Below are 26013 nucleotides of genomic sequence, written 5' to 3' on the forward strand. Positions count from 1 at the left end.
AATCGACTCCACGCGGCTGACAGATCAGTGCCGCCCTTCAATCTCATTGCGGGCGGCCTGCGTCACAAAGGCGCTACGGGTCAGCTTGCGCATAGCAGCGGCACTGTCGATCGCATCGAGCATGGCGCGATCCATGGACAGGTTGACCTTCGCCAGCTTGCCGGTGTTGCGAATATAGGGGACCATCACGACGAACGCGCCTTCAGGCGGGATCGGCATGTTCGCCATATGAATGCTGTCCAGGGTTTCGGGTGGCATGGGTACATCTTCAAAGAAGAGTGACAAGGCCTCGATCGCGTTGGGTACAATATCACTTTTGTCATCGGCCGCCGAAAAGCAGCCTGGAACATCGGGAAACTCAACGCCATAGGCGCTATCATCGTCCTTATGCACGATGGCGTAGAAATAATGCATATTCGGCCCTCCTTGGCCCTTAATCGATCCAGCCCGCCATCTTAGCTATGCTGCGCGCGGTGCCAGTTGGCAGATCTTTTTTCGGGTGCGGCACGATTACGGTGATAGTGCCCTTGCGAAATTTGTGGTGCGATCCGGCGATACTCACCAGTTCAAACCCGTCCGCGACAAGGCGCTTCACGATCTTCTTACTGTCCCGTTCCATGCGCAATTATTTGCACATTGCCCTGTAAAAGTCAAACGGAATGCGCAAATAGATACGTAACTCTAAGGCGCAATCTCCATCTTCACGTCGGTTGTGTAGCCGCCCGCCTTATCGAGCCGATGCGTCACCTCCGCAATTAGCCACGTCGCCGCGTCGATCTGATCCTTGTAGCCGCTGACCTTCACGCGGGCTTCGGGGATGGTGTCGGCGCGGCCCAGCGCCAGTTTCATGTCCAGGGTTTCCGGTGCCCGCTTGAGTCGGTCCCATTCCGCCCTTGCCGCGCGCTTTGCCGATGCTTCATCGGCATGGACCTTGCGGAGCGTCTTTGCCCCATCTGCCTTGCCCACGGTGAAGGTCTGACGTTTCGCCCCCTTTTTGTCGTGCCAGCTGGCCGTCACGCCCTCCTGCCCGTCGCGCTTCTGCCGCTGCCAATTGTGACGATCGCCATCGGCGCGGCGGATCGTCAACGTGGGCAATGCTTTGCCGCTGGTGGTCGCGCCTGCGCCCTTGCGCGCAAAGATCAGGCGCTTGTCCTTGATGGTGGCCACCGCGTCATTCTCCCGCCCCAGACGCCGCAGGAAGGCGATATCGCTTTCGCGGCTCTGGCTGATCGAGGGCAGCGCGATCGATGCCAGATCGGCGGCGATCTTCAGCGTCAGGTCATTGCGCCCGGCGACGTCCTTTAGCACCGCGCCCAGCGTCGTGTTCTTCCAGCTTTGCTGGTGGCGGTTGCGGATCTGGCTGGTGAAGTCGGCCGCGCGCGCCTTGATTGTGATCTGATCGGGCGGTCCGCTATGCGACACATCGTCCACTTTGAAGCTACCCTTGTCTATCAGACCCACGGTCACGTTGCAGCCCTGTTTCCAGCCAAGCTGCACGTGCAGGACCGCCCCTTCCTTCGGGATGCCCAATTGGCCGTCCGTGTCATTCAGCACAATATCCAGCTGGTCGGCTTCGTCGCCGCGCTTTTCGGATATGGACAGAGAGACCAGGCGCGGGCGCAGGCGGTCCGAAAGATCCTTGCCGTCCATCGTTACGCGCCAGTCGGCGATGTTGCTGATCTTTTCGCTCATCCCGTCGCCTGGACGCTGTTACGGGCCGCCGGATCATCTACCCGCAGAAGGTCGATGCCAAAATCGATGCGCCGCGCGCGGCCATCGGCCATCATAAAGGCATGGCGTTCATCAATCGCGGTGATGACGAAGTTGCCATAGACGGTGCCGGTGCCGTCGACCAAGGGCAGCGCCTCGCCATCGTCGGCCATGGACCGCAGATCATCGAGTGACACGCGGCCATCAGCGATTTCGGCATAGACCGTACCCGACAGGCTGATCGTTTCATCGCCGGGGCCGGTGAATTGCGTGGCATCGCGCGCGCCGACGCGGGCAGACCGAGCGTGTTGCCAGTCGGTTTTGCGCTGCATTTCATCGTGGGCCAGCGTTCCGATTTCGAACAGGAACATGCCCAAAGCCATCAGGTGCATAGTCGCTAATCCGCCATCCATGCCATCTTTGACGTTGCCGTTTCGGCGTCGTCGCCTTTATGAAACTGGCCGTATCGCGTAGCCTTTTCCGCCATGTTAGCGATATTGGTGCGGTCTGCCGGAGTGAGTTCAACAGCGATTGGGCGTCCCGGCGCACATTCGAACCACTGATTTCCTACTTTCACGCGCATAGTCTTTGTCCTCGTGTCAGGCCGCTCATTCGTCGCCGAAGCCGCGACCGCGCCGATCGCGCTCGATCTTTTCCAGGGCTTCACGGACTGCGTCGGCGATGTCCTGCGGATCACCGGTGACGCCGTGGAAATGCAGGTTGTAGGTCCGGGGTGGCGCTTGCGGCGCACCAGCGGCAGCGCTGCCCGGCAACTGCGCAGCTGCTGGCGATGCTGTTGCCATGGCCGTCCCGACAGCCCCAATGCTCAACGCCCGCGTCATCTGCCCCGACAGATCGCTAATTCGCGAAAGCGGCCCGGACGTATTCGCCGCCAGTCCCTGATCCAGCCCGGCCATGACGAAGCCGCCCAGCCCGGCGAAGACGCGGGACGGCGAATGAATACCCAGCTTTTCCTTGAACCAATTGGCGACGGAATTGGCCGCGTTGACGATGGTGGATTTGAGCGCGGCGAGCCTGCTGGTGATGCCCCGGATCAAGCCGTCGATCAGGTTGCGGCCGAAACCGGCGAAATCGAGATTGCGCAGATAGCCCAGCGCGGGCGCGAACGCCCCGATCAGGAGGCCAAGCGGGGTGAAGGTCAGGAAAGCGTCGATCAGGAAGCTGATCGCCCCGCTGACCACAGCCTTGACGCCTTCCCACAGGTCGCCAAACCACGCGGAGATCGCGCCCCAATTGTCGTAAATCAGATAGGCGGCAGCGGCGACGGCGGCGATGGCTGCGACGATCAGCAGCAACGGCCCCAAGGCGATGCCCAGGGGCGCGGCAGCAGCAGTCAAGGCGGCGAATGCAAGCGCAAGGCCGCCCAGCAGGATCAGGAGCGCCGACCCGGCCCCCATGAAGATCATGATGCCCTTTGCCAGCATCGGGTGTTCCTGCGCCCAGCCACGCATGGCGGCAGAGGCCGAACTGATGTAGCTCGCCACCTTCACGACGGTAGGCAGGAGAAATTGCCCCATGGTGATATTGAGCGCCGACAGTCCGTTGGTCGCAAGCCCGGTCGCGCCTTCGCTGGTGGCGATGGCCGACAGAAATTCCTTGTTCATCGACCCGGCGTATTTGCTGCGGTCACCGACCATGCCGAAGTTTGTTTTCAGCTGATCGAGGCTGGTCAGCATCGGCGCGATGGCGGCAACGCTTTCCGACCCGAACAATTCGGTGAGCAGTCCGGCCTGCGCTTCCTTTGGCAGTTTCTGGATACGCTCGAGGACATTGGTGATCGCGCCGCCCGCGTCCTTCTGCATGTCCTTCGACATCTGCACGGCGTCCAAGCCTAGTTCCTTGAAAGCCGCCTGCTGCGATTTCGTCGCCGATGTCCCCTTGGTCAGCGCCAGCATCATGTTCTTGATACCGGTAGCGCCTATCTCCGATTCCACGCCGACGCTGGACAAGACCTGACTCATCGCCGCGATCTGCGAGGCGGCAAGGCCGCCGACCTTGCCCAGCGGGCCGATCCGCGTCACCATTTCGGTCACTGCGCCGACATTGCCGCCATAGCTGTTGGTGAGCGCGTTGATCTGATCGGCGAGATCCACCACGCCGCTTTGCGGCAGGCCAAACGCCGTGCGCCATTTGGCCATGGCTTCGCCCGCCTGTTCGGCCGTGCTGTCGAACGCCACGCCCATTTTGGCCGCATCTTCGGCAAAGCGCATCAGTTCGTCACGTGGGACGTTCGCGCGCCCAGCAGCGGCAACGATCTGGGCAATCCCTTCCGCCGCCATTGGGATCCGCGTACTCATGTCCAATATGTCGTTGGACATCTGGTTGAACGCTTCGGGGGTCGGGAAGTCCACGACCTTACGGACGTCCGCCATGGCGCTTTCCAGCGTCATTGCCTGCCTCGTCGCCATCACGATCGGCGCACCGGCGGCGGTCCCAGCGGCGACCATGCCCAGCCCCATGCCGGTGGCCTTCTGGCTGACATCGTTCAGCTTTTGCGTGTTGCGGGTGGCCTGCGCCACCTTCTCAAGCTGGGCAGTCTGCTGACGGAGCGCCTGATTGGCATCGGCGGTTCGATCGGCAAGACGGCTTTCATGGGTGGCAAGGTCGGCAACGTCGATCCCAGCGGCCGACAGCTTACCCGACAGCTGCTGCAGTTCAGCGCCGCCGGTGTCGATTCGCGCGGTCAATTGGGCGGCCTGCTTCTCCGTGCGAGAGAACTCATCGCGCAGCTTCTTTGTCGGCTTTTCCGTTGCCTCCAGCTGTTCGCGCAGGGAGGCAAGCCGTGTCTGGGTTTCCTTATATTTCCGGCTGTCATCGGCGAAGCGGGTTTCGGTCGCCTTATATTTGCCGACCTGCTGCTGCAGGGCATCAAGCGATTTCAGTTCGGCTTGCGTCTTCGCCAGATCCCGACGCGCGGCGGACGACGCGCCGGTGATATTTTTGAGCGGTGATGTGACCTTGTCCAACGCTTCAAGGATGATCTGAAGACGAAGATTCCTGTCCGCCATTATCGCTTTCCAGTTTTCTCAGGGGGTTTGGAGCGGCGCGCGGCCTGTTCGCGCCAGCCCATCAGTTCGGACAAGCCCATTTTATCCATGGCGGCGGGCGGCCAGTGAAAGATGATCGCCACGTCCGCCATCGCGTCATCTACTGAGCGGGGACATCCATGCGCTGCGACTTCTGCAACAAAAAACTGCCGATCTCCGCACCGCAGGCGAGCAGGTCTGCCGGTTCCATGTTCCCGACTTCTGCTTCAGTCAGCGGCGGCACGGTAATGCGGGGCAGCACCTTGGTCAGGGCGTCCACCTTCAGCTGACCCAGATCGACCAGCGACAGGCCGCGCAGTTCGCCGGAACGGGGCTTGCGCAACTGCAGCTTGTCGATCGTGGTTTCGCCGCGCTGGATTGGGCTGTCGAGGGTGACGGTGCGGAAAAGGGGATCGGTGGGTTCGCTCATGATGCTCTCTCTAATTTCAGGTGGGTGGTCGGCCCGGCGACTTGCGCGGGGCTGCAGGGATCAGAAGATGCCGATGGAGGCGCGCTGTTGCGCGGTCCGGTCCACGCCGCCGACGATCTCGACCAGATTGAGGGGGTCAATCTCGATTTCCGTGCGCCCGTTCCAGACCAGCTTGTAATAGGCAACCGCCATGGTGATGCCGAATTCGCCCGGCTCGCCCACTTCCTGATCACCCATTTCGACTTCGGAATAGCGCCCCCGCACGATGACCTCGATCGTATCGACGGCGCTGGTATCGTCCTGCTGATAGGAACCGGCAAAGCGCAGATAGACGCCATCGATGGTCGGCGCGCCCCACTGACGTAGGACATCACGGACCGGGCCGCCGAAGGTGGCGGACAGCTCCATGGCTTCCATGCCCATATCGATCTGGACTTCGCCACTCATGCCGCCACCGCGATAGCCCTCCATCTTGCGGGTGAGCGTCGGCAGCGTGACGGTCTTGGCTTCACCGCCATAGGCAAAGCCCTCGTTGTAAAAATTCATGTTCTTGAGGATGCGGGGCAGTCCCATCGCTGGCTCCTATGCAAATAGAGGGATGTCGGGGTGTGTCGCGTCAGACGACTTCGGTCAGCTGCTTGGCGAAATCGGCGAAATAGCTGTCGGTGATGCGCTGGTTGAAGCCCAGATCCTCCAGCGGCGGCGGGACCGTGTAATCATAGTCGATGCGCAGCTTGCCCGCCTTGAGGTTGGCGACGCTGTTGGCGGCTTCATCGAACCATGCGTTCGCGCCCAGGATGACGCCTGCGCCCTTTAGCTGGCGGAAGAAGCCGTTGATGGTTTCGATGATGTCCTTGGCCAATGCCGGGGTCAGCGGCTTGTCGATCGCCCACATCATGCCGTTGACGATCGTGTCAGCCAGCAACTGGGCCACGCGCACGGTGCTTTCGAAGACGAACTGGCTGTCAGGTTCGGCGGTGGTGCGGTTGCCCCAGAAGCGATAGCCGCTGTCGGTGCGGATCAGCGCCGTGATTTCCTTGGCATTGAGCAGCCCGGCTTCGCTCGCCTGATCCTCGATATCCCAATGGATATCCTTGGTGAGGCCAACGACGCCTTCCACCACGACGTTCGACAGCGTCTTGTGCGGGCCGGTCTGGGTATCGATCAGGGCGCGCAGGCCCATCGCGCGGGCGGCGGCATAGCTGGTGACGGCCGCGTCGGCCGCCGTATCCCACGCGAGAAAATCGGGCATCAGCAGCATGAGTTCGCGCGCGCTGAAATTGGCGCGGTAGGCGATGGCCGCGCCGACCGTTTCGCCGATGGCGCGCGCGTAGCCGAAGCCGCGCAGCTTCTTCGCCACGACGCCCAGCGCCGTGGTGACGGCCTGCGTTTCGAGGCCGGGAGTGCCGAGAATCTTGGGTTTGACGCCAACCTGCGCCTGCGCGGCCAGCAAGGCCTGCATCCCGGTCTTGAGGCCATTGGCATCCGTGGTGCCGATGACATTGCTGGCGGTCTCCGCCGCGTCATCGCCTTCGGCCACGCGCACCACGACGATCATCGGGCGCGCATGATCGGCGATGGCGCGCAGGGACAGGGCCAGCGTGCCGTCCACACCGGCCTTGCCGATCGCGCTTTCCACGTCGGTTATGAGCGCGGGGCGGTCGAGCGGGAAGACGGCGGGATCAGCGTCGGCCGCGATGGCGACCAGACCGATGATGGAAGTGGATACGGCAGTCAGCGTGCGCGGCCCATCGGCCACTTCGATAAGGGTGATACCATGTTTGAAAGCCATGATCGTTTCCTTGGTTCAGAGGGAGAGAGGCAGGACGAGGCGGGTGCGCGCGTTGGCCGGGGCCACATCGGTCCGGTCTGCAACGAGGGTGAGAACAGCAGCACCGGGGCGCTCGCCCGCGGCTATGCCGACCTGTCGCAGCCGAATGCGGTCTTCATGGCGCGACAGGGCGACAGCGGTCGCCGCGTAGATCCGCAGGATGTTTGCCGCCGTCATGGGCTGGTCGATCAAGTCAGGAATCAGCGAGCCATATTCGCGGCGGCCGAGGCGCGTGCCGATCGGGGTGGACAGGATGTCGGCGATCGACTGCCTGATATGATCGATGCCAGCGAGGGCAGCGCCGGAAAGGCGGGACATGCCAGCCATCAGACCGGCGCTCCGGTTTGGGCGGCGCCTGCCTGAACGTCGCTATGCTTGTGGCCTTTGAGACTCTTGCCGCCGCCGACGACGTCATCGGTCGCGGTAGCGGTGCCATTGACCGTCACATCGTCATTGACGGTCAGCAAGCCATTGATGGTGACGGGACCATTGATGACCGCACCGCCGGGTGCTTCGATCGTTGCCATGCCGCCTGCGGGCAGGATCGCGACGAGAGCATGGGTCGAATGATTGTAGCTGATCGTGGCCCCGTCGTGCATGTCGAGCCGAACGACGTAAGGATCATTTGACGGCGGCGGGTTGGCGTCGGAATAGAGGCCCAGCACGACAAAGCCGTTTTCCAGATCGCCTTCGGGGGCTAGCACGACGCACTGTTCGCCCACAGAGGGCGGCGACCAGCAGCGCATCGCACCCGCGCGCTGGGCGATCCAAGGCAATTCTCCGGTGGTCAGATCGCCCAGCGTGACGGTGCAGGTCGCATTGGCATGATCGACAGACGCGATGACGCCATATTGAATGGCATCGCCAAGTTGCTGCTGTGGATCGGAGGTATAGGCCATGGGGCGACCATGGCGCGGGCGGGATCAGCTTTCGCGCCCCTGCATTTGGACAGGCAGCTATCCAAATGCAGGGCGTTGGCGTTTATCCTGCGGCAGGAACGGTGTCGCCCGGCATTGCGCCGGTGCGGTACTGCACAACGGTGGCGTCAATTTCCATGACGTCCAATTCCGTCAGTCCCAGAGCGGTGGCATTGTCGGCGTAGAGATCCCGCCACGCGGCATGAAAGGCGATCATAGATGGCGAGACATGCTGGTTTTCCGCGTCCGCGATCATACGCGCCATAGTCAGCATGTCTTCGCGTATGGTCGTGGTAGCCAATCGCATCGCGCCGGTGGGGTCGAGGTTATCGATGTCGGACGCGGCCAGTCCCAGAAGCTGGGCATGGCCTACGAGGAAGCGCCGATACTGGTCGCGGATCTCTGCAATCCGATCGGCATCGTGCGCCAGTATGATGGTCGCGATTTTCGACAGCAGGGCAAGGGCTGCGGTGGCCAAGGTCATGATGATATCTCCTGTTAAGCGATGAGGATGGCGGGCGGCGTCCAGGCGTCGCCATGCAGGACGCCCCCGGTCGCGGTGTCGCGCGCAAAAATTTCCCGGTGCTGCTCTTCAAATTCAGCATAGCTGCGGCGCGAATGCAGGCCTTCTTCGATCACGGCATCATAGAAGATATGACTGGCCGCCTTGTTCTGCGCCAAGGACGCGAAGTTGGCAGGGCCGCCCCAGATGCAGAGCAGCGCCTGAAAGCCCGCGATGGCACCGGGCAGATTATTGGCAAAGCGCCAGCTGCCCGACGTGATAAGGAAGGGTATCCCCTCCTGATTGCGGGACGATGCGAAAGAGCCGAGCAGATCCTGTGGCTGCGTGGATCCGCGCTCGATCCCGCCATCGTCGCCCATCAGGAACATCGTGAACATGTCGTTGGTGGTGCTGCCCATCATGGCGAGCAGCGGCAGCGCCTGACCGTTGTAGAGCGCTTCGCGGGTGATGAGGCCGCGCAAGGCGAAATAATAGCGCCAGCGCGGATTAGCGATCATGCTAGCCTTGATCGGGTCAGGCAGCGTGATGACCGAACTGCGCCCCGCGTTCATATTGACGCGCGAACATGCGCCCTGAATCCCCAGATTGGCGGAACGCTCAAAGACGATGTCAGTAGGCAGGAAATTGTTGACGATACGGGCCGACAGGCTTTGTGCATCGCCGGATCCGATGATCGCAGCCGCCTGCCGCCATGCCAAATTGTCAATCAGCTGAATGCCGCCCTGCGTTGGCAACAACAGACGCTGCTCCGCCGACATCGAACTATGCACGGCGCTGGCCAGCATCAGGACGCCGTCATTCAGCCGCTCGTCCATCCAGCTATGTCGCGGAAGAGAAAGCGCTTCACCGGCGATGGCACGGCTTGAAAGATTGATGATGCCCATGGACGAAACTCCGGTTTAGAAATTGAGCGCATGCAGCTGAGCGCGGCCGAGCCACCCCACGACGGCATGACCAAAGCTGTTGAAATGCAGGCCGTCGCCGCGCAGCGACGCGGGCACGCGGTCGGCCGCGATGTCGCCAGCATCCTGTGCATGTGGCGCGTATGACAGCCCGAACGGCGCGAAGTAGCCTCTGGCATCGAGCCATGCCGCGATGTCCTGACCGTCATCGACCAACAAGCGATGCACGTCCATGAATCGGGGGCCGTAGATAGCGGCAAGACGGTCGATCGTGCGGCGCAGTTGCGCGTGGCCGGGCGTCCCGCTGCCTTCGTCGGCATAGGCGGATGGTGCGCCGCTGGGATTGACGACTGATGCGTTGGTCGGCCCCATCACCAGCGTATGGCGCAAGGCTGACTGCTGGCGACGCTCGATCGCCTGAATGTTCGCCAGCAGCGTGTAAAATTCAAAGCCTGCGTCGTTGCGGCCGGCAAAGATGATCTGGGTCCGCGTAGGGGCTATGTCGAGCGACAAGGGCGCGTTAGCAGGGACGTTGACCGCTGGCCCATCCATTGCCCGGACGAAACTGCGCGTGCCGTCGTTTGCCCGAAGCAACATCCCAGCAACCCCGGCAATCTTCACGGCGAACAGCTGATCTGACGTAGCGGTCAGAAAGTCAGGCGTGATCGTCGTAACCGCTACCGGAGTGCCATCGGTCGGGATGATGCCGCCTGCTACCGTGACTGCAATGGGGACAGCATCCATTCGGGCGGCGATCTGGCTGCTATTTTGGCCGCCTGCGCCGCGACTCTGGATTTGTCGCTGATCGCCATCAGCCTGCAGAAAATCGCGCAGCCACTGCCACCATTGGTAAACAGGCTGGCCGGTCTCCGTGGGATAGCCCTGCGTCTGGCTATCGCCCCAGCAATCAATGTCCCTGCTAGGGTAAAGCTGGACCATGCGGTCACCCAATCGGCCTCGCAGCGAACGCTGATCGACCGGCATGGCCGCAAAGCCATCATGGCGCAGGATCGGGAGCGTCCGTCCCGCCACCTGCGCCGACAACGCGGCGCGGCCTTCACGGGGAAGCGTGTCGGCAAGGGTGAGCCGAGAGCCGCACAGGCCGCCCGACCGGTCAAGAATAGGGAGCATATGGTCCCCAGCTACGACGCCGAAGGCAAAACCTCCTTCACGCGCCAATGGGCGATCGAAGGCGAGACTGTGAACCTGATGCGCGCCGTCCTCGCGGATCGCGACGATCACGCGACCGTCGGCGTCTCCCTCGGCCGCAACGAAGCAGCTTTCGCGGCTTAATGCGCGGGCGGTGTATTCAGCGCCGCCAAGTCCGCCCATCGGGCTGGTATAGGTGCGCATGGCCGACAGAATGTCTTCCACGCTCTCCCCATCCAGATTGACGCGGTCCGCGCCCAGACCAGCGCCGTCCATAGCTTCGCGCAGGGTGCCGCGCGCAGTTTCGCCATCCTGTTCCAGGATCAGCATTTCCCCGCCGCTGATCGCACCAATGGAAGGCAGGTCGATAATTTTGGGCATAGGTCAGACCTCCGGCCAATAGGGGTGCGCTGCGATGTCGAGCGCCACCAGCTGCGCCGCATCCGCGGTTGCCACTTCGGCCTCGATCCGTTCGGATGCGGCCCGGATCGCGTCGATCGCGACGAAACGCGCAGCGCCATCGCTCGACGGCGCGCGCTGGTCGTTGATCTGACGCCAAAGCGGAGACACCGTCTCGATCCGGCGCGCGGCTTCGCGTTTGATCCGGCGGACGGCCTGTGCGCGCTGGTCGGTGAGCGTCGCGCGGGGGCGATGCAGGCGCGGACGCCCATCATCGCCAGCGACGATCGTGCCGCCCTTCGCTTGGCCTGCCAGCAACTCGCGATGGCGGGCGGCGCTGACAGGCACGACGTCGGCGGGCATCGCGTCGCCGTGGATAGCTGTCGAGAAGAAACCGGCGGCAGAAGCGGAATAGAAAATGTTCATATCAATATCCGATCGCGATCCAGTCGAAGCCGTCGAGCCGGTTATCGGCGCTGTCGGGAGCCTGCACATAGACGGTGAAGGACGATGCAGATCGTTCGCGCATCTGAACAAACATGTCGCGCAAGTTGTCGGCGGCGGCGATGTAACCAATCGGTCCCGCGTAGAGGCAGGCATTGGGGAAGGTGAACGGCAGAGTGATGCTGACCGACTGTTCGGCCGTGTAGAACGCGCGATGCTCGCCGATCTGGACGATGGCGGGCGTGCCGGGGATCTTGAAAACGATCGGCGAGAGGGACCAGCCACCCAGATTGGCGAGTGCGCCAGCCAGACTTGCAGGCGTCACGGCCTTGTCGGCGATGGCCCCTGCCTCGACTTCGGCTACGCTGGCCGCCGCGACCCCCAGCGTCCTGCTGGCGGTCAGGTCGCCGCCGCCCGTCACCAGTCCATCGCCGGTGATGGTCCGAGCGAGCAATGCAGCAAGGGCTGAGGCAAAATCGGATGCGCCCGGCGCGATCAGCTGGCCCAGCGCGTCGAGGATCTGGCGCAGCTTTTTGGGCGAGATGATCCGCTGGTCATCTTCGCCCGCTGCGGCTTCCTGCGCCGTGGCGATTTCCGCCACGCCCTTCATCGTCTCACTGGCGGGCGGCAACAGGAAGCTGGTGTCCCCAAAGCTGATGTCGCCTGCCACCCCATTGGAAAAAGCGATGTCGAGCGCCAGCAGGAAGAAGGCGATGGAAACCTTGCGGAAGAACGGGTCGGGCTGGCTATAGACCGCGAACAACCGCCCATCGCCCAGATACAGGGCGATGCCGCGCAGATCGTAGATATCCTCGCTGACATCCTGCGCGGTCATATGGATGACCGTTTCGCTCACCGACTGGCCGGATACAGCGCTGATGCGCTTGAATTCGCCGGGCAGCGCCGTCAGCGTCGGCGCGACCACGAAATGCGACTGCGTCAGGCCCACTTCGGTAATGATGATCGGTTCGGTTGAGCCTTCCTGCGCGTTGACCAGAGCGTCGAGGCCGCTGATCGTGATCATAAGTTTGATCGGATCCATTTATGCCTCCAGAAATTGCGAACTGGCCGACAGGATCGGTTCGCCGTTGTTGGTTTGCAGGTAGCTGTCCCAGACCGGGTTGGTGGCGGACGCCATGTCGGCATCGCTGTCGAGGCGAGTGAGGCCGCCCGATTGCGCTGCCGAGAGCAGCCATGCATTTGCATCCGCACGCAGCCGATGGACGGCGAACATGTGGGAACGCACGGGCTTGATCTGCGCGATGTCGCGAAGGATCTGGGCGACCGTCTCTTCGTCATAGATGACGCCGCTTTCAGCCAGCAGAGGCAGTTCCAGGCGGAAACAATATGGGTCGAGATTTTCGCGATCCTCGAACCATTCAACCAGCCCGATCAGCGGATCGAAACGATCCAGCACGGTGCGCAGGGACGCAGGCGACCCCTTGCGCCGCTGGAAGGCGATGGCATCTGCGACGGCGGCGCGTTTCGTTGCCTCGCTCCAGCGGGAATCCCACACGTCGATGGAAAGACCCCATGCCAGCCAAGGCAGCAGCGCGGTCGGGCATGTCTGTGGCGACCAGACGTCGCGGATCGGCGTCGGCAGATCCGTGAGGCCAAGGGCGACCTGTTCAAGCGCTTTTTCCAGCGGCGTCGATGCGGGTGGCAGAAGGGTGGGATAGATCATTCATCTGTCCCCGCATGGACGACGGCAATGCCGGTGCAGTATGGCGCCTGGGTGCGCGAGACGACGATGTCAGCGGCGGGTGAGGCAAGGACGACATTCTGGACGCCGGGGACGTGCAGCGCAGCGAAGATGCCGGAACGTGTAATGTCGCGGCCGAGCTTGTGACTGGCCGCCACATAGGCATCGAGACCAGCGCGCGCGGACTGAAGTACGACGGCACCATCGGGTCCGCTGAATGTCGTGATTGATGCGACAACCGCATATTCAAGGATTTCAGCGGACTGGACGGTGACAAAATCGGTGAGCGGGCGGCGGGTCTGATCCGATGAAAATTCCAGCACGGCGGCGATGAGCGCCGGAGATGCCTGCCCAGATCCGGTGCGCGACAGGACAGAAATCAGCACTTCGCCTGGATTGGGGCTGGTCGCGCTGGCGTCCAGCACGTCGGGATCGGCCGAAAGGGCGTGGAAGATATAAGCGCCTTCCGGCCCAGCGACCGAATAGCCCTCCGGTGCCAACACCATGCGCCGACGGAAATCCGCATCACTTTCCATGACCGCCGGAATCCCCAGCGCTACGTCAGCAGGCGTGATGGTCAGACGAACAATGCCGAACAGAGCCGCGATATTGTCGAGATCGCCCCCGACAGCATATGCGGGCATGACGGCGCGGACCGCATCGTTGACGCGTTGGCGCAGCATCTGAGCGGCATAGGAGAAGAGTTGCAGCAGCTTGGTCGCCGGGTCGCTGTCGCGGTTTTCGAAATCCGGCATGATTGCCCGCATCCGCGTGACCGCGTCCGACAGGATCGTCTCGAAATCCAGCGCCTCGATAATGTCGGGCGCAGGCAGTTCGGACAGATTGACGGCGGTGTAAGGGGTTTCGGCCATGCGGGCCATGTCGTTGCAGCGTAGGGGGCAATACCAGTCCCCGCATTTGGACAGGGGCTAGTCCAAATGCGGGGGCGGCGTCAGGCTTCAGCAATATGGCTGTATAGCAGATCCAGCAGGCTATCACGGTCGGGCCCCGTCATGCCCAGCAGTTCGCGCCGTGCATAAGGGACCGCCTGCGCCCGCAACGACGGCTTGTCGCGTAGGCCATATTGGTGAACGCCCGCGATCTGCGACAGCTTGCCCGAAAAGCCGACCCAAAAGCCCTGATCGTCAACGCCCGTGCGCAGGAATCGTGCGCTTGCCAAGCGCCTGAACATGGCGCGGCGGCGCAGGCCACCCCGGCGGCGCAGCTTGCCGCTGCCCGCGTTTCGATGCTCTTCCGGCACAGGAAGCCATTTGACGACTTTGTCGAACTCGAATGAGCGGATCGCGCCCGCCTCGATATCGAAACCGGTCATCATGCGGCCTGTTGTCCAGGCGAAGCTTTTCATGATGACCTTGCGCGGCTCCCCGCCGCCACCGGCAGGATAGAGGAAGCAGGTCGCGCCCCGGCCCGTCACTGGCGGGGCTTTTTCCTTACGTGCTTCAAACTTGCTGCCATCGGGCTGGCGCTGGGAGGCGACGCGGTCGCGCTGGCTCTGGGCCAAGGTGCGGGCCATGCGGCGCATGAGAGTGCGGCGCTGACCTGACGACAAGCTGCGGATCAGCGCCCCGGCAATGCGTTCGACTTCGGCAAGATCGTCCGTCACGACGCCGGATCCGGGAAGACAGGCTGATCGCCTGCCAGAACCTCTGTGAAGGTCGCACCGCCGTCGCCAAAGCCGCCTGAGTAATCAGGCTCTAGCGGGTGCTGGACGTCGTAACCGCTGCCATCTTCGCGGGGCAGGACCAAGACGGGTTCGGTCAGTTCGATCGAAATCACGATGTCCGACACGTCGCTATCGAGCAATTCGGCTTCGAAGCCAAAGGGCTGCGAATCGGAACGATGCAGCAGCTGGGGCTGTTCCTTTTCGATCCACGCCAGCATCGGCACCATGATCGTGTCGGCGTCCCCGGCAAACTCCCAGATACCGACCTTGAGCGTATAGGCATAGGCAAACGACAGGGTGCGAGACTTGCGCGTACCGATCTGGCCGCCTTCTACCCAGATGTGGAGGCGGTCGGGATGGGTTTTCAAATCCGGCAAGAAGGCGGTGAGCCATTGCCGCAGGCTGTCGGCCTTGCGCATCGTCAGTTCCCTTGCGCGTTCGCCATGCGGGCCTGTGCTTGCAATTCGATCAGGGTGGCGCGGATCTGCCCGGCGACGTCATAGAGGGCCGTCAGGCTCCCCATGCATTGCGCGCCGGTCATGCTGCCCGCGTCAGTCCGCTGGACGGTCGGCAATCGGGCGGGTGTCGCCAGATATGCCCCAGAGATCTTCGCTGTTGGCCGTGGCTGCGGCGCGGTCGAGCAGGCCGACGCCATCAGCATCGACACAGACATTGCGATAGACCGGACGTTCGATAACATGTTGCGTCTCATTATGGATTTCCCTGACACTGCCCTGCCGGGCATATTCGGCCGTCTGCGCGCGGATAGTGGAAGCGTCGATCTGACCTTGCAGCTTTTCAGTCGCGGCCCGGCGCGCATCGTCTGCGCGCTTCTGCGCGGCCTGTTCCTGTGTGACGCCAACCCCGGTTCCATAGAGGATGCCGCCCATTCCTGCGGCGCAGGCGGCCAGTGCGGCGGCCAGGACGAGGTGCGATCTACCGATCATGCCAGCAGCCCCTTGAAATAGGCGCGGCGCGAATAGGTCAGCACATCCTTGCGCAGCCGACCATCGCGATAGCTGACGTGAATCCACCCGCTGTTGGGCTGGCCGCGCACATAGTTTTCAAGGATCAGCTGATCGAAAGGCAGACGATCGCGGATGAAGGTGGCGACGGTGACATTGTCGATGCCGGGGATTTCGAAGTCGGCGGCCTCGCCCTTGGCGTGCTGACTGGTAACGGTCGAGCCGATGGCGAGGCACAATTTGGGCGACCGGAAACCGGAGGTGAGGCGGATCGGCTTGCCGAAATGCGCGCGCAGTGGCTCCAGCACTTTGGTGCAGAGCAGCTTCATCGCCACGATTTGCGCGGCGCTGGGCGTGTTATCGATACGCTGGGCAACGGCGGTCGCCGACGCGGTGAATTCGGCCAGGCTAAAATTGGGGGACAGCTGCATGGTCAGTCCTTCTTGGGGAGGAAGCGGTCAGCGATGCGGCCCGGCACGCTGGTCAGCGTGTCGATCGCGGCCTTGGCGATGCGGGGGGTGGCGTCGAAGGCCAGAAGCGCGACGGCAAAGGCGATCGACTGCGCAGCGAAGTGGCTCCATCCAGTCACCGCAATGACGGCGATCGTCGCATAATAGCTGACGGTCGAGCCGACCACCCACTGGAGGAAGCGCTGCCGGAAGGACAGAGCGGGCTTCCAAGCCTGCGCCACGGCTGAACCGATCAGCGACGGGGTAAGGGAGCCGACGACGTCGGCCGATGTTTCGAGGAAGGTGCGCAAATCCATGAATCAATCCCAAAGCTGAATGAGCGGTAGCGCGCGGCGCGCGCGAGTGTCGGCGGTGGCAGGCACGGTGACGACGGTGCCGAGCGGCAGAATGGAGCCAAGGTCAGCAAGGCCGGGATTGGCGTCGCAGACGCGCGAGATCTCGTCGGGGCCAAGCCCCGCGTCACGCCACAGCAGCTGATCCAGCTTGTCCCCGGAGCGGGCAACAAGGCGCTGCTGCGTCGCCATCAGATCAGATCCACACAGGTGCGGTTTTGGCCCAATATGTCGCGGACAGCATGCATGGCGTCGCGGCGCAGTTCTCCGATGGTCGGGGTGAGTTCGTCAGCCTGACTGCCGCCCGCCGCCGTGGTGTCGAAATCCCGGTGGCGGTCGATCAGTTCGGCTTTGGCATAGAGAGCGACGGCGCGATGATAGCGGATCAGCTGCACGCTCTGGCTGTCCAGCTGGGGCGCGGGGACAGCGGCCAGCGATGCATAACCGGCGGCGATCGACGTCGCGGCGAACGCGCGCAGGTCGATTTCCACGGTCATGATCGCGCCAAGGATGGCAGCGCGCAGGCGGGCGGTCGTAATGCTGTTTGGGATACGAGCAGCTTCACGCACAGCCGCTGGGTCGATATCGGGGAAAAAGCCGTCGTTGATAACGTCGGTTTCTTCTGCCGGAGGCTGCTCGATCTCGGACGCGGGCGGGCGCGCAACGAAACTCATGCCGCCATTACCAGACGCGCCATCTGACAGGCGAGCAGGAAGGCAAGCGCCAGCCAAAGGAGAAGGGCCAGCGCTTTCCCGATCGGGAAACCAATCCAGGCATATTGCTGCCACAGCAGCCGACGGATCGACGCGGGCAATTCAGGCGATAGGCGACGATGAAATGCGATCACGTCAGCCATGACCGCGCGAGCATCGGTCGCGAGAGCAAACAATATGGCTGCAAGAACAATGGCGGTGATGAGGCTTTGCATCATTAGATCCTTGGCAACCGGCCCGCCGGCTTACAGGGGTGAGGATCGGGGAGAGTGCGGCCCTGTGGCCCGAAGGCCTTCCCGCATCGCGCGATCCGCCCCTGAGCGCCGGGGGCGAGCTTGTCAGGCGGCGGTGTCGTCGCCCTGTTTTTCATTCTGTTCGGCAATGGCCTTTTCGCGGGCGGCGGTGATGGCCGCCATCAGCTTGAGGCCGCGCTTGATCCGGTCTTTGACGCCTACCCGTTCATGGAGGCGCTGGGCTTCATTGAGGGTGGACACCGCAGCCGTCAGGGCGGCCATGCCTTCATCGGCGGGAAGATCCTCAGCCTCTTGCAACTGCTCGACGCCGATGGCTTTGAGCAGCTTGGCACGCACTTCGTCATGAATGTCGAGATGGCTGGTCAGATCGGCGACGCGATCGAGGATAGCGATCGGGAAGGATGCGCCTACGCCCTGCGCCTTTAGCGCGGCGGTCGCGATTTCTTCCACGACGATCGTCGCCGCGTCACGCTGATAGCGCGACGGCATAGCGACGCGGTGCTTGAACATGAACGGCACGAGGTCGAGCGCTTCGGCATAGCAGCCGGTGTCGATCAGCCAAACCATGCAGGTCGGCAGGACTTCTGCGGCAACGCCGGTGCCGACGCCAGCATCGGCGGCCAAGATTCCAGCGACCCAATTGCGATATTCCGGCAGGATTTCCCGTTTCACTTCGATCTTCTTGTCGATCGATCGGACTTCCTTCAGACGGCGCAGATCGTGTGTGTAGCGCAGGGCGATCTGCGCGGCGGCGCGGTCTGCCGGGGAGGCGTTGACCGCCCCCGCTGCCGGGAGAGGGGCAGCAGCGGGGGCGGCATCCGCTCCATCATCGGGAGCAGACGCAACAGTTTTTGCAGCAAGGATACGGTCCCTGTGACGGCGAGCGAGGCTCATGTGCGTGTCCTGTCAGGTGGAGGGGATCAGGGGGCGGTGGGCGCTACCGGCGATCAGGCCGGTTTCTTGCCCATCACGACATTTTCAACCAGCGCGCAGCGGCCATAGTCTTCGACAACATAGGCTTCGTTGACGCTCTCGTAGTTTTCGATCTGGTCGAGCGCCGGTTCGTCCTTGATCTGACGGCGGCGGGTTTCTTCCTGCCAATAGATCGAGAGGTTATCGAGGCTGGTGATGAGCATCGCGTCTTCGGGGAAGAAGGGCACGATAACGGCGCGCTTGCCTGCCAGCTGCTTGGGCAGGGTCAGAATGCGGTGCGCGGCTTCATGTTCGGTCGCGGTGTCGCCCGATGCCTGGAGCAGATTGGAATATTTGTCCTTCACCAGCTTCCAGCCAACGATGACCACCAGATCGGTGTCGCTGCGGTGCCATGGGTCGAGCAGATCCAGCGCATCGAAGGCTAGCGCGTCGAGATTGGCGAAATCGGCCTCTGCGGTATCGACATTGGTGGCGTCACCGTCGACCACTTCGACGCCGGATGCGACATAGATCGCCTTCGTAGCGCCAGCAGTCAGCGCGCCGTCGTCAAGGACGCGCTCTTCGGCATGGGTGCGGATCTTGTGCAGCCAGCCCTCATTGACGTCCTGCAACAGCGGGTTGTTACCGACATTGGTCGCAGCGGCGGCGGACGTGCCGTTGAAACCGATCATGATGCGGTCACGGCCCTGCTGTTTCAGGATCACGTCGCGCAGCAAGGTCTGGAATTCGGGGCGGTGGCGCCATGCGTCCAGCTTCGCATATTTGATCGCATGATCGAAATTGGTCTGCTTGCAGGTATAGCCGCCGTCGTCCGTGGTGTCGGTCGGATCAGCCGGGGTTCGGCGCTGGCCGCCTGCGGTGTTGGTGCGGCTTGCCAGCGGGCGCGTGACGGTAACACCGACCTTTTCGCCAGTCTGGTTCGGCACCCCGACCACATTGATCTGGCTCAGAAACTCGCTCGATTCCTGAATTTTCTCTTCCAGCTTCTGCTCGACCGCCGGGGCGACGCTGAATTTGACAGTGGCATCGGCAACGCCGCTCAGCATCGCAATCTGGCTGACATAGGCGGTGAAGAGCAGGCGGGTTTCGTTACGCATGGATGGCTCCTGACGGAATAGGTGCGGGCGGTAGGCGGATAGGCTGGGGTGGTGAGGATCAGCAGTCGGTCTGGATGGAACCGTTGCCGCCGGTCGCGGGGGTGCGCTTGAATTTCTGCGGCTCTTCCGTATTGCCCAGCTTCGCCTCCAGCGCATCAAAGCGGGTGTTGAAGGCGGCGACGGCATCATTGGCCGGCTTCACTGCCGCTGCGATCTCGCTGCCGATGATGCTGGCGAATTTGGCGACGTCAAAGCTGTTGTCGTTCGCAGGGGCGGGCGGCGTCACCGGCTCTTCCTTTTGCTTTTCCGGTACCTTGAACAGGGTAGCGAATGCGCTGATGATGCCTGACTTCGCGGCTTCGGCGATGGTCGCGCCGTCTGTTGACGGCAGGATCTCGATGGCGGTTTCGTGCGCAGCGCTGAAGACGTTCGGGCGCGACATAGCTGCGAATTTCAGGGGTTCGGTGCCGAGCGATGCGGGCATGTCGGTGACAGCCAGGCCAACCAGATAGGCTTTGCCCGCGCCCGCGAAATTCGGGTGGATTTCACAGCTTGTGAACAGTTTCTGCCCGGCCTTGTTGATCGCGACCAGCTGATCGTTGGCGTCGATCTCGGCGTAAAGGCCCAGAAGTTCCTTCTTTTCGCCGTTGATCGTGAGTTCGACCAGTTCGGTCTTGAGCGAGAGAACCGACCCATAGGCGTTGAACGGTTTGTCCGGGCTGTAACCGGCAATATGCTCGCAGTTGATGCGCGCGGTGTAGGTCGCCGGGGCATAGCTGGCCGCCATTTGTTCCAGCCATTCGCGCTCGATGACGCGGCCATCGACGGTTGCCCCTTCGACTGCGACGCGGAAAAATTTGGTCTTTGCCATGATCGGTCCGGTTCCCTTGATTTGACGGCGGTGGCCTTGATGACCGCAGAAAGGGGCTGTCGGGCCGACAGTCTCAAGAGCCTGCACTTGGACAGGCGGCTATCCAAATGCAGGGCGTGGCGCGCCGTCATGCTCTGCCCCGACATGTCTCCACTGGCCCCTGCCGCCCCGGAGACATGAACAATGGCGAAGAGCTTACCCGACATTCAGATCACGCATGAATGGCAGGATCTGACGACACTGTCGGACTATGCGGAAATTGCTGGCCAGGCGGTCACGCTGCAGGCGAAGGATGGAAAGTTCAATCATGTCTATTTCGGTGGTTCGGCTGCCCCCGATCCCCGCGATGGTCTGGTGCTGCCCGCCATTGTCAGCGTGACCGGGACATCCGATCATGTCTGGGTGCGCGGCACGGGTCGCATCGCCATCCTGCTGGAAGACTGACGTGGCGACCAGCAACAGCATTAATGGCAGCGGCGGCAAGATCAGCGAAGCGAAGCTGGATGCGCTGATCGCGGCGAAGAGCGCCGACATGACCACCAGCGCAGCCGCGTTCAAGGCGGATGCACTGGTGCTCGGCTTGTACCGAGGCAGCGCGGCGACTCCAAGGCCGTCAAGCTGGCAGATTATCGGCCAATATAATGACACCGGCATCGGCCCGCAGGTCACGAACAGCATCACCATCCGCGCGCTGACCGTGTCGAAGGCGAAGCTGGCGGCGGACAATGTCACGGCGCTACGATGCTTGGGGCAAGCCTATTATGTCGGCGGGTCGGGCGGGCTGGAAGTCGGCGTCGGCAACGATATACCGAGCCGGGCCGCCGCGATGCACGGTTCGACCCTGCTGGGCATGTCACCATCCCATGTGTCGATCCCCAATGGTGCGGGCGCGGCGCTGGTCGCGGAATTCACTGGCCTGTCGCTAACTGTCGGCGACATTGTAACGCTGCAAAAGGAACGCGTGCTGACGGCGGGACAGCAGTCCGTCCAAACCATTCCCTATGTGGCAGGTTCGTTGCTGCCGGGCGTGGGGCGAAAAGCCGATGACGGGACGGCGGCAAGTGCGCTGGGGACGGCCAACCCAGCGGGCTTGGCAGCAGGCACATTGGAGGGCGGTCTCTGGATCGCCCATGGCGAACATCCGGCCTACACCTTTGGCGCGCTGCTCGACAGCATCGGCTATGGCACTGGCGATGCCGCTTTGGGCGATGGTGGCCTGATCGGGGCTGATGGGCGCACCGCAGAGGGCGGCGGCATGTACCGTCGCGGTTTCAGGGCCGCCGCGCTTGCCACCGGCATCGAAACGCCGTTGCTGATGATGGGCAAGCCTTCCGCGCAGCTGGCCGTCTATCATGCCAACAATGCTGCACGGCGGCAGAAATACCCATTTTTCAACACGCTGATCATCCAGCCCTGCACCAACGATTTTGACACCAGCGCCGGTAACAAGACCGTCGACCAGGTGAGAATGTTGGCCGAGGCAGTGGCCGCAGACCATCGCGCGGCATGGGCGGCAGGTCCAAATGGCGCATTGCCTAGCCATGTCGTCATCGTGACGCCGTTGCCGCGTGGCGCGAATGTCGGCGCGCTGACCACCATGCAGCAGCGCATTGCCGACTTCGTCGCGCTCATCAAAGCCGGTGGCGTCGCCAATATCGACGGCTATTGGGACATTAACAGCCTTTTCTCCATTCCTGGCGAACCGGGGCGGATCGCCAATACAGCGCAGTATAATGGCGATCTGCTGCATCCCTCGCCGATGGGGCATGGGGACGGTCAGGCCTATATCTCGACCATGCTGCAGCAGCCTGTCCCATGGATTGCGCTGTGACGGCCGCCGCATCCCTCAACCGCGCGCTGGCTGGACTCAAGCCGGGCGACACATTCCAGTTGCCAGATCGCGACATCATCGGGAACATCGTGCTGCCGCGCGGCCTGTCAGGCGCACAAGGCAAGCCGATCATCATCCGGGGCGGCCCTGCCACCCGGATCATCGCTACTGACAGGGGCAGGGCGGCGATCGGTGGCGGCGGCTGCAAATGGCTGCGGCTGATGGACTTTGACACCTTGGGTGGGCGGAATGGTGTCCATATCGGGCAGAATGGCGACGACTATGATCCGGCGACAATGATTGCCCATATCTATGTCGTGCGGGTCAACGCATCAGGCCACGCCGAGGATGGGATCAAACTCAACGGGGGCATCGAGGCGCACGTCCACAGTTGCGGCATCGATGGCGGCAAGGATCAGGGGATTGATCTCCTGGGCATCAACCGTGGCAGCGTGCGGAAGAACCTGATCACGCGGTCGCCATGCGCGATCGTCGCCAAGGGTGGCTGCCTCGACATCGATATCATTGGCAACCAGATCAGCGACTGCGTCGATGGTGTGCATATCGGGGAGCGCACGGCCCCGCGCTGGCAGGCGCCCTGGACCGATCGCAACACCGTCCGGGTCCGGCTGCGCGGAAACAAGATCAGCGTGAGCGGCAACCCGGTCTCCGTCGCGCAGTCCGATGAGTGGGAAGTGGACGCATCCAACAGGCTGTGGACCAGCAAGCGTGCCAGGGGCGATATGGCACCGCTGATCGAGACGTTCGGACAAAGAATAGGCTGACAGGTGCCTCCGCCGATCAGCCACCACGCGCTCAATGCCAGCGATCCACTGTCGTCTCTAGCGCGGTTCGATCCGCGCCGCCATGCGCGTAGCCTTTATTGGCGCGGGTGGGGCATCACCCAGATCGCCGACGAATTCGCGCTGCATGGCATCGTCAACGACAAGGGCGCAGCCATCGCCCGCCCGACGATCGAGTCATGGAAACAGCGCGACCGCTGGGATGATGCGCCATCTATCCGCAAGATCGAAGATGGGCTGGAAATCCGGCTTCTGACCCTGATCGCCAAGGAAAAGAAGACCGGTGGCGACTATGTCGAGATGGACGCGCTGTCGCGTCAGATCGAGAGCCTTGCCAAGGTCCGCCGCTATTCCGAGCCGGGCGGCCATGCAGGCGATTTGAACGACAAGGTTGCCAATCGGAACAGCGGCCCGCGCAAGAAGCCCAAAAAGAACCATTTTACGGCCGAACAGGCGGAAGAACTCAAGCGCATCTTCCTCGACGGACTGTATGATTATCAGCACCGCTGGTGGCAGGCGAAGGATCAGCGCACTCGCATGATTCTCAAGTCGCGCCAGATCGGCGCGACCTATTATTTCGCGTTCGAGGCGCTGATCGACGCGATCGAGACGGGCCGCAACCAGATCTTCCTGTCGGCATCAAAAGCCCAGGCGCATCAGTTCCGGTCCTATATCGTCAGCGTCGCAAAGCTGGTCGGGGTGGCGCTGACCGGCGACCCCATGCTGATTACGTCGGATCTGCGTCCCGAAGAGGAAGCTGCAGCCGAGATGCACTTCCTGGGCACCAATTTCCGCACCGCGCAGGGCCGCCACGGCAATTTCTATTTTGACGAATTCTTCTGGGTCCATTCATTCGAGGAACTGAACAAGGTCGCCTCCGGCATGGCGACCCATACGAAGTGGCGGAAGACCTACTTTTCAACGCCGTCCAGCATCGCTCATCCGGCTCACCCCTATTGGACCGGCGAGCGGCGCAACCGGCGGCGCAAAAAAGAAGAGCAGATCAAGATTGACGTCAGCCATGCAGCGTTGGCGATCGGCAGCGTCGGCCCCGACCGGATCTGGCGCAACATCGTCAATGTCCGCGACGCCGAGGCGGGCGGGTGCGACCTGTTCGACATCGCGGAACTGGAAGACGAGTACGCGCCCGACGAATTCGCCAATCTGTTCATGTGCGATTTCGTGGACGACACGCTGTCAGCCTTCAAATTCAACGACATGATCGCCTGCGGGTGCGACAGTCTGATCGACTGGCCCGACTTCAATCCCGAAGCGGCGCGGCCCTATGGCAGCCGGTCGGTCTGGGCCGGGTATGACCCGCAGAACAGCGAGAATGGCGACAATGCCGCGCTGGTCATCATGGCCCCGCCGCTGGTCGAAGGGGGGACATTCCGCGTCCTGGAGCGTCACCAGCTGCGCGGCCTCGATTTCGAGCAGCAAACGGAATTCATCAAGGCGATATTGAGCCGCTACACCTGCACATATCTGGGCATTGACGCCACCGGCGTAGGCAACGGTGTCTATCAGCTACTCGCCAAGCCGGGGGCTTTGCCGGGATGTTCGGTCGCCAAGATCGAATATTCGCTGGAGGTGAAAACCGGCATGATCATGAAGGCGCAGAATGTCATCCGCCGGGGCCGCTTGGCTTTCGATAGCGGGATGCTCGACATCGTGTCGGCCTTCGTTTCGATCAAGAAAACCATGACCAGCAGCGGTCGCAGCGTCACCTTCCAAGCGGGGCGCGGTGGCGCTGACGGCCATGCCGATCTGGCGTGGGCTGCCATGCACGTCCTGATGAACGAGCCGCTAGACGGCAAGGAACAGCCCAAGGGCACAATGGAGATTATCGAATGAGCAAGCGCGCACGCCGTATGAACCGCCGGGAATCGGCCGCCGCGTCTGCTGGTGCGATCGTCGCGGCCAACGATAATCGGTCGCAGGCCGTCGAAGCTTTCACGTTCGGGGATCCTGAGCCAGTGCTGAGCCGGGCGACGATGCTGGACATGCTGGAATGCTGGCACAATCAGCGCTGGTATGAGCCGCCGGTGTCGCTGGACGGGCTGGCGCGAGCGTTTCGCGCATCGCCGCATCATTCGAGCGCGATCATCCTCAAGCGCAACATGCTGGCCGCCAGCCTCGACCCGACGCCATATTTGTCGCGCCGCGCTTTTTCGGGGCTGGTGCAGGACTATCTGGTCATGGGCAACGCCTATGTGCAGGAGGTCCGCAACCGACTTGGCGGGGTGATGCGCCTGGATCATTGTCTGGCGAAATACACGCGGCGCGGCGTCATGCCGGGCAGCTTCTGGTGGGTGCCGGGTTATCGTAATGAGGTCGAGTTCGACGCGGGCACTATTCACCAGCTGATGGCCCCGGACATCAATCAGGAAATCTATGGTCTCCCGGAATATCTGTCGGCGCTGCAGTCTGCCTTGCTCAATGAGAACGCGACGCTGTTCCGCCGCCGCTATTTCGAGAATGGCAGCCATGCGGGCTACATCCTCTACGCCACCGGACAGTTCGCCAACAATGACATCGACAAGATGCGGGAAGCGCTTAAACGCGCCAAGGGACCGGGCAACTTCCGCAACATGTTCGTCCACTCGCCCGAAGGGAAAGAGAGCGGCATCAAGATCATCCCGATCGCCGAGGTCGGAGCCAAGGATGAGTTCCTGGGCATCAAGAACACGACTCGCGATGATGTGCTGGCCGCGCACCGTGTCCCGCCTCAGTTGCTGGGCATTATCCCGGCCAACGCAGGCGGCTTTGGCGATCCGGCAAAGGCGCTCGACAGCTTCTTCGAACTGGAAATCCTGCCATTGCAGTCCGTGTTTCTGGAATTGAACGACCAGCTGGGCTTTGAAGCCGTGCGATTCGGCCAGCGGGTGCGCGCGGCAGAATAACCCTATTTCCGTGAGAACGGGGATGACCGCGCTGCAACGCGGCCACCGACGAGGATCACTCTCGCCACTACCAATCGGCCACCCCGGCCGCCCCGCCCCCTCA

35 protein-coding genes are annotated in these 26013 nt (G+C 62.5%); 5 read left to right on the forward strand and 30 right to left on the reverse strand.

Going from position 1 to position 26013, the window contains the following annotated elements; translation table 11 throughout:
• Positions 1-24: 24 nt before the first annotated feature.
• From ACODSR_RS00800 to ACODSR_RS00945, 30 genes are all read right to left on the reverse strand, one after another.
• A complete protein-coding gene (locus ACODSR_RS00800; protein WP_489072798.1) occupies positions 25-414 on the reverse strand; it encodes a type II toxin-antitoxin system HicB family antitoxin in 390 nt (129 codons plus the stop codon).
• A gap of 19 nt (positions 415-433) precedes the next feature.
• Positions 434-619 (reverse strand): type II toxin-antitoxin system HicA family toxin, encoded by a 186-nt coding sequence (locus ACODSR_RS00805; protein ID WP_489072800.1) that lies wholly within the window; start codon positions 617-619, stop codon positions 434-436.
• Positions 620-681: 62 nt separating this feature from the next.
• A complete protein-coding gene (locus ACODSR_RS00810) occupies positions 682-1692 on the reverse strand; it encodes a contractile injection system protein, VgrG/Pvc8 family (RefSeq protein ID WP_489072802.1) in 1011 nt (336 codons plus the stop codon).
• Entirely contained in the window at positions 1689-2102 is a 414-nt protein-coding gene (locus tag ACODSR_RS00815) for a phage tail protein (RefSeq protein WP_489072804.1), read from the reverse strand. Before ACODSR_RS00815 ends, ACODSR_RS00810 begins: the two co-directional genes overlap by 4 nt.
• A gap of 5 nt (positions 2103-2107) precedes the next feature.
• On the reverse strand, positions 2108-2293 hold the full coding sequence (locus tag ACODSR_RS00820; RefSeq protein WP_489072806.1) for a hypothetical protein: 186 nt from the start codon (positions 2291-2293) through the stop codon (positions 2108-2110).
• 25 nt (positions 2294-2318) lie between these two features.
• Complete coding sequence (locus tag ACODSR_RS00825) at positions 2319-4739, reverse strand: phage tail tape measure protein (protein WP_489072808.1); 2421 nt, start codon at positions 4737-4739, stop codon at positions 2319-2321.
• Entirely contained in the window at positions 4739-4870 is a 132-nt protein-coding gene (locus tag ACODSR_RS00830) for a GpE family phage tail protein (protein WP_489072810.1), read from the reverse strand. The genes ACODSR_RS00825 and ACODSR_RS00830 overlap by 1 nt, the downstream gene beginning before the upstream one ends.
• 8 nt (positions 4871-4878) lie before the next feature.
• Positions 4879-5187, reverse strand: coding sequence for a phage tail assembly protein (locus ACODSR_RS00835; protein WP_489072812.1), 309 nt, complete (start codon positions 5185-5187; stop codon positions 4879-4881).
• Positions 5188-5247: 60 nt separating this feature from the next.
• Positions 5248-5760: a phage major tail tube protein gene (locus ACODSR_RS00840; protein WP_489072814.1), complete on the reverse strand. Its 513-nt coding sequence runs from the start codon at positions 5758-5760 to the stop codon at positions 5248-5250.
• 43 nt (positions 5761-5803) lie between these two features.
• Positions 5804-6979 carry a phage tail sheath subtilisin-like domain-containing protein gene (locus tag ACODSR_RS00845; RefSeq protein ID WP_489072816.1) on the reverse strand — a complete coding sequence of 392 codons (1176 nt, stop codon included), beginning with the start codon at positions 6977-6979 and terminating at the stop codon, positions 5804-5806.
• 15 nt (positions 6980-6994) lie between these two features.
• Positions 6995-7345 carry a GPW/gp25 family protein gene (locus ACODSR_RS00850; protein WP_489072818.1) on the reverse strand — a complete coding sequence of 117 codons (351 nt, stop codon included), beginning with the start codon at positions 7343-7345 and terminating at the stop codon, positions 6995-6997.
• Entirely contained in the window at positions 7345-7917 is a 573-nt protein-coding gene (locus ACODSR_RS00855) for a phage baseplate assembly protein V (RefSeq protein ID WP_489072820.1), read from the reverse strand. Before ACODSR_RS00855 ends, ACODSR_RS00850 begins: the two co-directional genes overlap by 1 nt.
• A gap of 82 nt (positions 7918-7999) precedes the next feature.
• Positions 8000-8419: a hypothetical protein gene (locus ACODSR_RS00860; protein WP_489072822.1), complete on the reverse strand. Its 420-nt coding sequence runs from the start codon at positions 8417-8419 to the stop codon at positions 8000-8002.
• 14 nt (positions 8420-8433) lie between these two features.
• The gene (locus tag ACODSR_RS00865) at positions 8434-9342 is read right to left on the reverse strand and encodes a hypothetical protein (RefSeq protein WP_489072824.1); all 909 of its coding nucleotides are present in this window, start codon (positions 9340-9342) and stop codon (positions 8434-8436) included.
• Between the two features lie 15 nt (positions 9343-9357).
• Complete coding sequence (locus tag ACODSR_RS00870) at positions 9358-10890, reverse strand: hypothetical protein (RefSeq protein WP_489072826.1); 1533 nt, start codon at positions 10888-10890, stop codon at positions 9358-9360.
• Between the two features lie 3 nt (positions 10891-10893).
• Complete coding sequence (locus ACODSR_RS00875; RefSeq protein ID WP_489072828.1) at positions 10894-11334, reverse strand: hypothetical protein; 441 nt, start codon at positions 11332-11334, stop codon at positions 10894-10896.
• Position 11335: 1 nt separating this feature from the next.
• Positions 11336-12394: a gp53-like domain-containing protein gene (locus ACODSR_RS00880; RefSeq protein ID WP_489072830.1), complete on the reverse strand. Its 1059-nt coding sequence runs from the start codon at positions 12392-12394 to the stop codon at positions 11336-11338.
• Positions 12395-13036, reverse strand: coding sequence for a phage tail protein I (locus ACODSR_RS00885; protein ID WP_489072832.1), 642 nt, complete (start codon positions 13034-13036; stop codon positions 12395-12397).
• Positions 13033-13926, reverse strand: a complete 894-nt coding sequence (locus ACODSR_RS00890) for a baseplate assembly protein (RefSeq protein ID WP_489073146.1) — start codon at positions 13924-13926, stop codon at positions 13033-13035. The genes ACODSR_RS00885 and ACODSR_RS00890 overlap by 4 nt, the downstream gene beginning before the upstream one ends.
• Positions 13927-14006: 80 nt before the next feature.
• On the reverse strand, positions 14007-14678 hold the full coding sequence (locus ACODSR_RS00895; protein WP_489072834.1) for a phage virion morphogenesis protein: 672 nt from the start codon (positions 14676-14678) through the stop codon (positions 14007-14009).
• Positions 14675-15157, reverse strand: a complete 483-nt coding sequence (locus tag ACODSR_RS00900; protein ID WP_489072836.1) for a phage tail protein — start codon at positions 15155-15157, stop codon at positions 14675-14677. Before ACODSR_RS00900 ends, ACODSR_RS00895 begins: the two co-directional genes overlap by 4 nt.
• Positions 15158-15289: 132 nt before the next feature.
• Positions 15290-15685: a hypothetical protein gene (locus tag ACODSR_RS00905; RefSeq protein ID WP_489072838.1), complete on the reverse strand. Its 396-nt coding sequence runs from the start codon at positions 15683-15685 to the stop codon at positions 15290-15292.
• The gene (locus ACODSR_RS00910) at positions 15682-16134 is read right to left on the reverse strand and encodes a D-Ala-D-Ala carboxypeptidase family metallohydrolase (protein WP_489072840.1); all 453 of its coding nucleotides are present in this window, start codon (positions 16132-16134) and stop codon (positions 15682-15684) included. Before ACODSR_RS00910 ends, ACODSR_RS00905 begins: the two co-directional genes overlap by 4 nt.
• A 2-nt stretch (positions 16135-16136) precedes the next feature.
• Complete coding sequence (locus ACODSR_RS00915; protein ID WP_489072842.1) at positions 16137-16469, reverse strand: hypothetical protein; 333 nt, start codon at positions 16467-16469, stop codon at positions 16137-16139.
• A 3-nt stretch (positions 16470-16472) separates the two neighbouring features.
• Positions 16473-16697: a tail protein X gene (locus ACODSR_RS00920; protein WP_489072844.1), complete on the reverse strand. Its 225-nt coding sequence runs from the start codon at positions 16695-16697 to the stop codon at positions 16473-16475.
• Positions 16697-17179: a head completion/stabilization protein gene (locus tag ACODSR_RS00925; RefSeq protein ID WP_489072846.1), complete on the reverse strand. Its 483-nt coding sequence runs from the start codon at positions 17177-17179 to the stop codon at positions 16697-16699. Before ACODSR_RS00925 ends, ACODSR_RS00920 begins: the two co-directional genes overlap by 1 nt.
• Positions 17176-17436: a hypothetical protein gene (locus ACODSR_RS00930; protein WP_489072848.1), complete on the reverse strand. Its 261-nt coding sequence runs from the start codon at positions 17434-17436 to the stop codon at positions 17176-17178. The genes ACODSR_RS00925 and ACODSR_RS00930 overlap by 4 nt, the downstream gene beginning before the upstream one ends.
• Before the next feature lie 120 nt (positions 17437-17556).
• The gene (gene gpM / locus ACODSR_RS00935; RefSeq protein WP_489072849.1) at positions 17557-18366 is read right to left on the reverse strand and encodes a phage terminase small subunit; all 810 of its coding nucleotides are present in this window, start codon (positions 18364-18366) and stop codon (positions 17557-17559) included.
• Between the two features lie 53 nt (positions 18367-18419).
• Entirely contained in the window at positions 18420-19502 is a 1083-nt protein-coding gene (locus tag ACODSR_RS00940) for a phage major capsid protein, P2 family (RefSeq protein ID WP_489072851.1), read from the reverse strand.
• A 58-nt stretch (positions 19503-19560) separates the two neighbouring features.
• The gene (locus ACODSR_RS00945) at positions 19561-20373 is read right to left on the reverse strand and encodes a GPO family capsid scaffolding protein (protein WP_489072853.1); all 813 of its coding nucleotides are present in this window, start codon (positions 20371-20373) and stop codon (positions 19561-19563) included.
• Positions 20374-20556: 183 nt separating this feature from the next.
• Here ACODSR_RS00945 and ACODSR_RS00950 point away from each other — a divergent pair, with 183 nt between their 5' ends.
• The 5 genes from ACODSR_RS00950 to ACODSR_RS00970 are packed head-to-tail and all read left to right on the forward strand — an operon-like array spanning position 20557 to position 25910.
• Positions 20557-20817, forward strand: a complete 261-nt coding sequence (locus tag ACODSR_RS00950; protein ID WP_489072855.1) for a hypothetical protein — start codon at positions 20557-20559, stop codon at positions 20815-20817.
• 1 nt (position 20818) lies between these two features.
• Positions 20819-22204, forward strand: coding sequence for a hypothetical protein (locus ACODSR_RS00955; protein ID WP_489072857.1), 1386 nt, complete (start codon positions 20819-20821; stop codon positions 22202-22204).
• Positions 22201-22989 (forward strand): hypothetical protein, encoded by a 789-nt coding sequence (locus tag ACODSR_RS00960; RefSeq protein ID WP_489072859.1) that lies wholly within the window; start codon positions 22201-22203, stop codon positions 22987-22989. The genes ACODSR_RS00955 and ACODSR_RS00960 overlap by 4 nt, the downstream gene beginning before the upstream one ends.
• A gap of 3 nt (positions 22990-22992) precedes the next feature.
• On the forward strand, positions 22993-24861 hold the full coding sequence (locus tag ACODSR_RS00965; RefSeq protein WP_489072861.1) for a terminase large subunit domain-containing protein: 1869 nt from the start codon (positions 22993-22995) through the stop codon (positions 24859-24861).
• A complete protein-coding gene (locus ACODSR_RS00970) occupies positions 24858-25910 on the forward strand; it encodes a phage portal protein (RefSeq protein ID WP_489072863.1) in 1053 nt (350 codons plus the stop codon). Before ACODSR_RS00965 ends, ACODSR_RS00970 begins: the two co-directional genes overlap by 4 nt.
• Positions 25911-26013 lie beyond the last annotated feature (103 nt).

This window comes from Sphingobium sp. FG125 (assembly GCF_057809795.1).

What these genes read in the sequence shown, in the direction of transcription:
- ACODSR_RS00885 (WP_489072832.1), bottom strand. Translation starts at nt 13,036, where the DNA reads ATGATCTATCCCACCCTTCTGCCACCCGCATCGACGCCGCTGGAAAAA.
- ACODSR_RS00890 (WP_489073146.1), bottom strand. Translation starts at nt 13,926, where the DNA reads ATGGCCGAAACCCCTTACACCGCCGTCAATCTGTCCGAACTGCCTGCG.
- ACODSR_RS00940 (WP_489072851.1), bottom strand. Translation starts at nt 19,502, where the DNA reads ATGCGTAACGAAACCCGCCTGCTCTTCACCGCCTATGTCAGCCAGATT.
- ACODSR_RS00875 (WP_489072828.1), bottom strand. Translation starts at nt 11,334, where the DNA reads ATGAACATTTTCTATTCCGCTTCTGCCGCCGGTTTCTTCTCGACAGCT.
- ACODSR_RS00815 (WP_489072804.1), bottom strand. Translation starts at nt 2,102, where the DNA reads ATGCACCTGATGGCTTTGGGCATGTTCCTGTTCGAAATCGGAACGCTG.
- ACODSR_RS00905 (WP_489072838.1), bottom strand. Translation starts at nt 15,685, where the DNA reads ATGATCGGTAGATCGCACCTCGTCCTGGCCGCCGCACTGGCCGCCTGC.
- ACODSR_RS00845 (WP_489072816.1), bottom strand. Translation starts at nt 6,979, where the DNA reads ATGGCTTTCAAACATGGTATCACCCTTATCGAAGTGGCCGATGGGCCG.
- ACODSR_RS00945 (WP_489072853.1), bottom strand. Translation starts at nt 20,373, where the DNA reads ATGGCAAAGACCAAATTTTTCCGCGTCGCAGTCGAAGGGGCAACCGTC.
- ACODSR_RS00825 (WP_489072808.1), bottom strand. Translation starts at nt 4,739, where the DNA reads ATGGCGGACAGGAATCTTCGTCTTCAGATCATCCTTGAAGCGTTGGAC.
- ACODSR_RS00970 (WP_489072863.1), top strand. Translation starts at nt 24,858, where the DNA reads ATGAGCAAGCGCGCACGCCGTATGAACCGCCGGGAATCGGCCGCCGCG.
- ACODSR_RS00805 (WP_489072800.1), bottom strand. Translation starts at nt 619, where the DNA reads ATGGAACGGGACAGTAAGAAGATCGTGAAGCGCCTTGTCGCGGACGGG.
- ACODSR_RS00950 (WP_489072855.1), top strand. Translation starts at nt 20,557, where the DNA reads ATGGCGAAGAGCTTACCCGACATTCAGATCACGCATGAATGGCAGGAT.
- ACODSR_RS00910 (WP_489072840.1), bottom strand. Translation starts at nt 16,134, where the DNA reads ATGCAGCTGTCCCCCAATTTTAGCCTGGCCGAATTCACCGCGTCGGCG.
- ACODSR_RS00840 (WP_489072814.1), bottom strand. Translation starts at nt 5,760, where the DNA reads ATGGGACTGCCCCGCATCCTCAAGAACATGAATTTTTACAACGAGGGC.
- ACODSR_RS00810 (WP_489072802.1), bottom strand. Translation starts at nt 1,692, where the DNA reads ATGAGCGAAAAGATCAGCAACATCGCCGACTGGCGCGTAACGATGGAC.
- ACODSR_RS00930 (WP_489072848.1), bottom strand. Translation starts at nt 17,436, where the DNA reads ATGATGCAAAGCCTCATCACCGCCATTGTTCTTGCAGCCATATTGTTT.
- ACODSR_RS00880 (WP_489072830.1), bottom strand. Translation starts at nt 12,394, where the DNA reads ATGGATCCGATCAAACTTATGATCACGATCAGCGGCCTCGACGCTCTG.
- ACODSR_RS00855 (WP_489072820.1), bottom strand. Translation starts at nt 7,917, where the DNA reads ATGGCCTATACCTCCGATCCACAGCAGCAACTTGGCGATGCCATTCAA.
- ACODSR_RS00870 (WP_489072826.1), bottom strand. Translation starts at nt 10,890, where the DNA reads ATGCCCAAAATTATCGACCTGCCTTCCATTGGTGCGATCAGCGGCGGG.
- ACODSR_RS00820 (WP_489072806.1), bottom strand. Translation starts at nt 2,293, where the DNA reads ATGCGCGTGAAAGTAGGAAATCAGTGGTTCGAATGTGCGCCGGGACGC.
- ACODSR_RS00860 (WP_489072822.1), bottom strand. Translation starts at nt 8,419, where the DNA reads ATGACCTTGGCCACCGCAGCCCTTGCCCTGCTGTCGAAAATCGCGACC.
- ACODSR_RS00830 (WP_489072810.1), bottom strand. Translation starts at nt 4,870, where the DNA reads ATGGCGGACGTGGCGATCATCTTTCACTGGCCGCCCGCCGCCATGGAT.
- ACODSR_RS00865 (WP_489072824.1), bottom strand. Translation starts at nt 9,342, where the DNA reads ATGGGCATCATCAATCTTTCAAGCCGTGCCATCGCCGGTGAAGCGCTT.
- gpM (WP_489072849.1), bottom strand. Translation starts at nt 18,366, where the DNA reads ATGAGCCTCGCTCGCCGTCACAGGGACCGTATCCTTGCTGCAAAAACT.
- ACODSR_RS00915 (WP_489072842.1), bottom strand. Translation starts at nt 16,469, where the DNA reads ATGGATTTGCGCACCTTCCTCGAAACATCGGCCGACGTCGTCGGCTCC.
- ACODSR_RS00835 (WP_489072812.1), bottom strand. Translation starts at nt 5,187, where the DNA reads ATGAGCGAACCCACCGATCCCCTTTTCCGCACCGTCACCCTCGACAGC.
- ACODSR_RS00900 (WP_489072836.1), bottom strand. Translation starts at nt 15,157, where the DNA reads ATGCGCAAGGCCGACAGCCTGCGGCAATGGCTCACCGCCTTCTTGCCG.
- ACODSR_RS00920 (WP_489072844.1), bottom strand. Translation starts at nt 16,697, where the DNA reads ATGGCGACGCAGCAGCGCCTTGTTGCCCGCTCCGGGGACAAGCTGGAT.
- ACODSR_RS00925 (WP_489072846.1), bottom strand. Translation starts at nt 17,179, where the DNA reads ATGAGTTTCGTTGCGCGCCCGCCCGCGTCCGAGATCGAGCAGCCTCCG.
- ACODSR_RS00800 (WP_489072798.1), bottom strand. Translation starts at nt 414, where the DNA reads ATGCATTATTTCTACGCCATCGTGCATAAGGACGATGATAGCGCCTAT.
- ACODSR_RS00850 (WP_489072818.1), bottom strand. Translation starts at nt 7,345, where the DNA reads ATGGCTGGCATGTCCCGCCTTTCCGGCGCTGCCCTCGCTGGCATCGAT.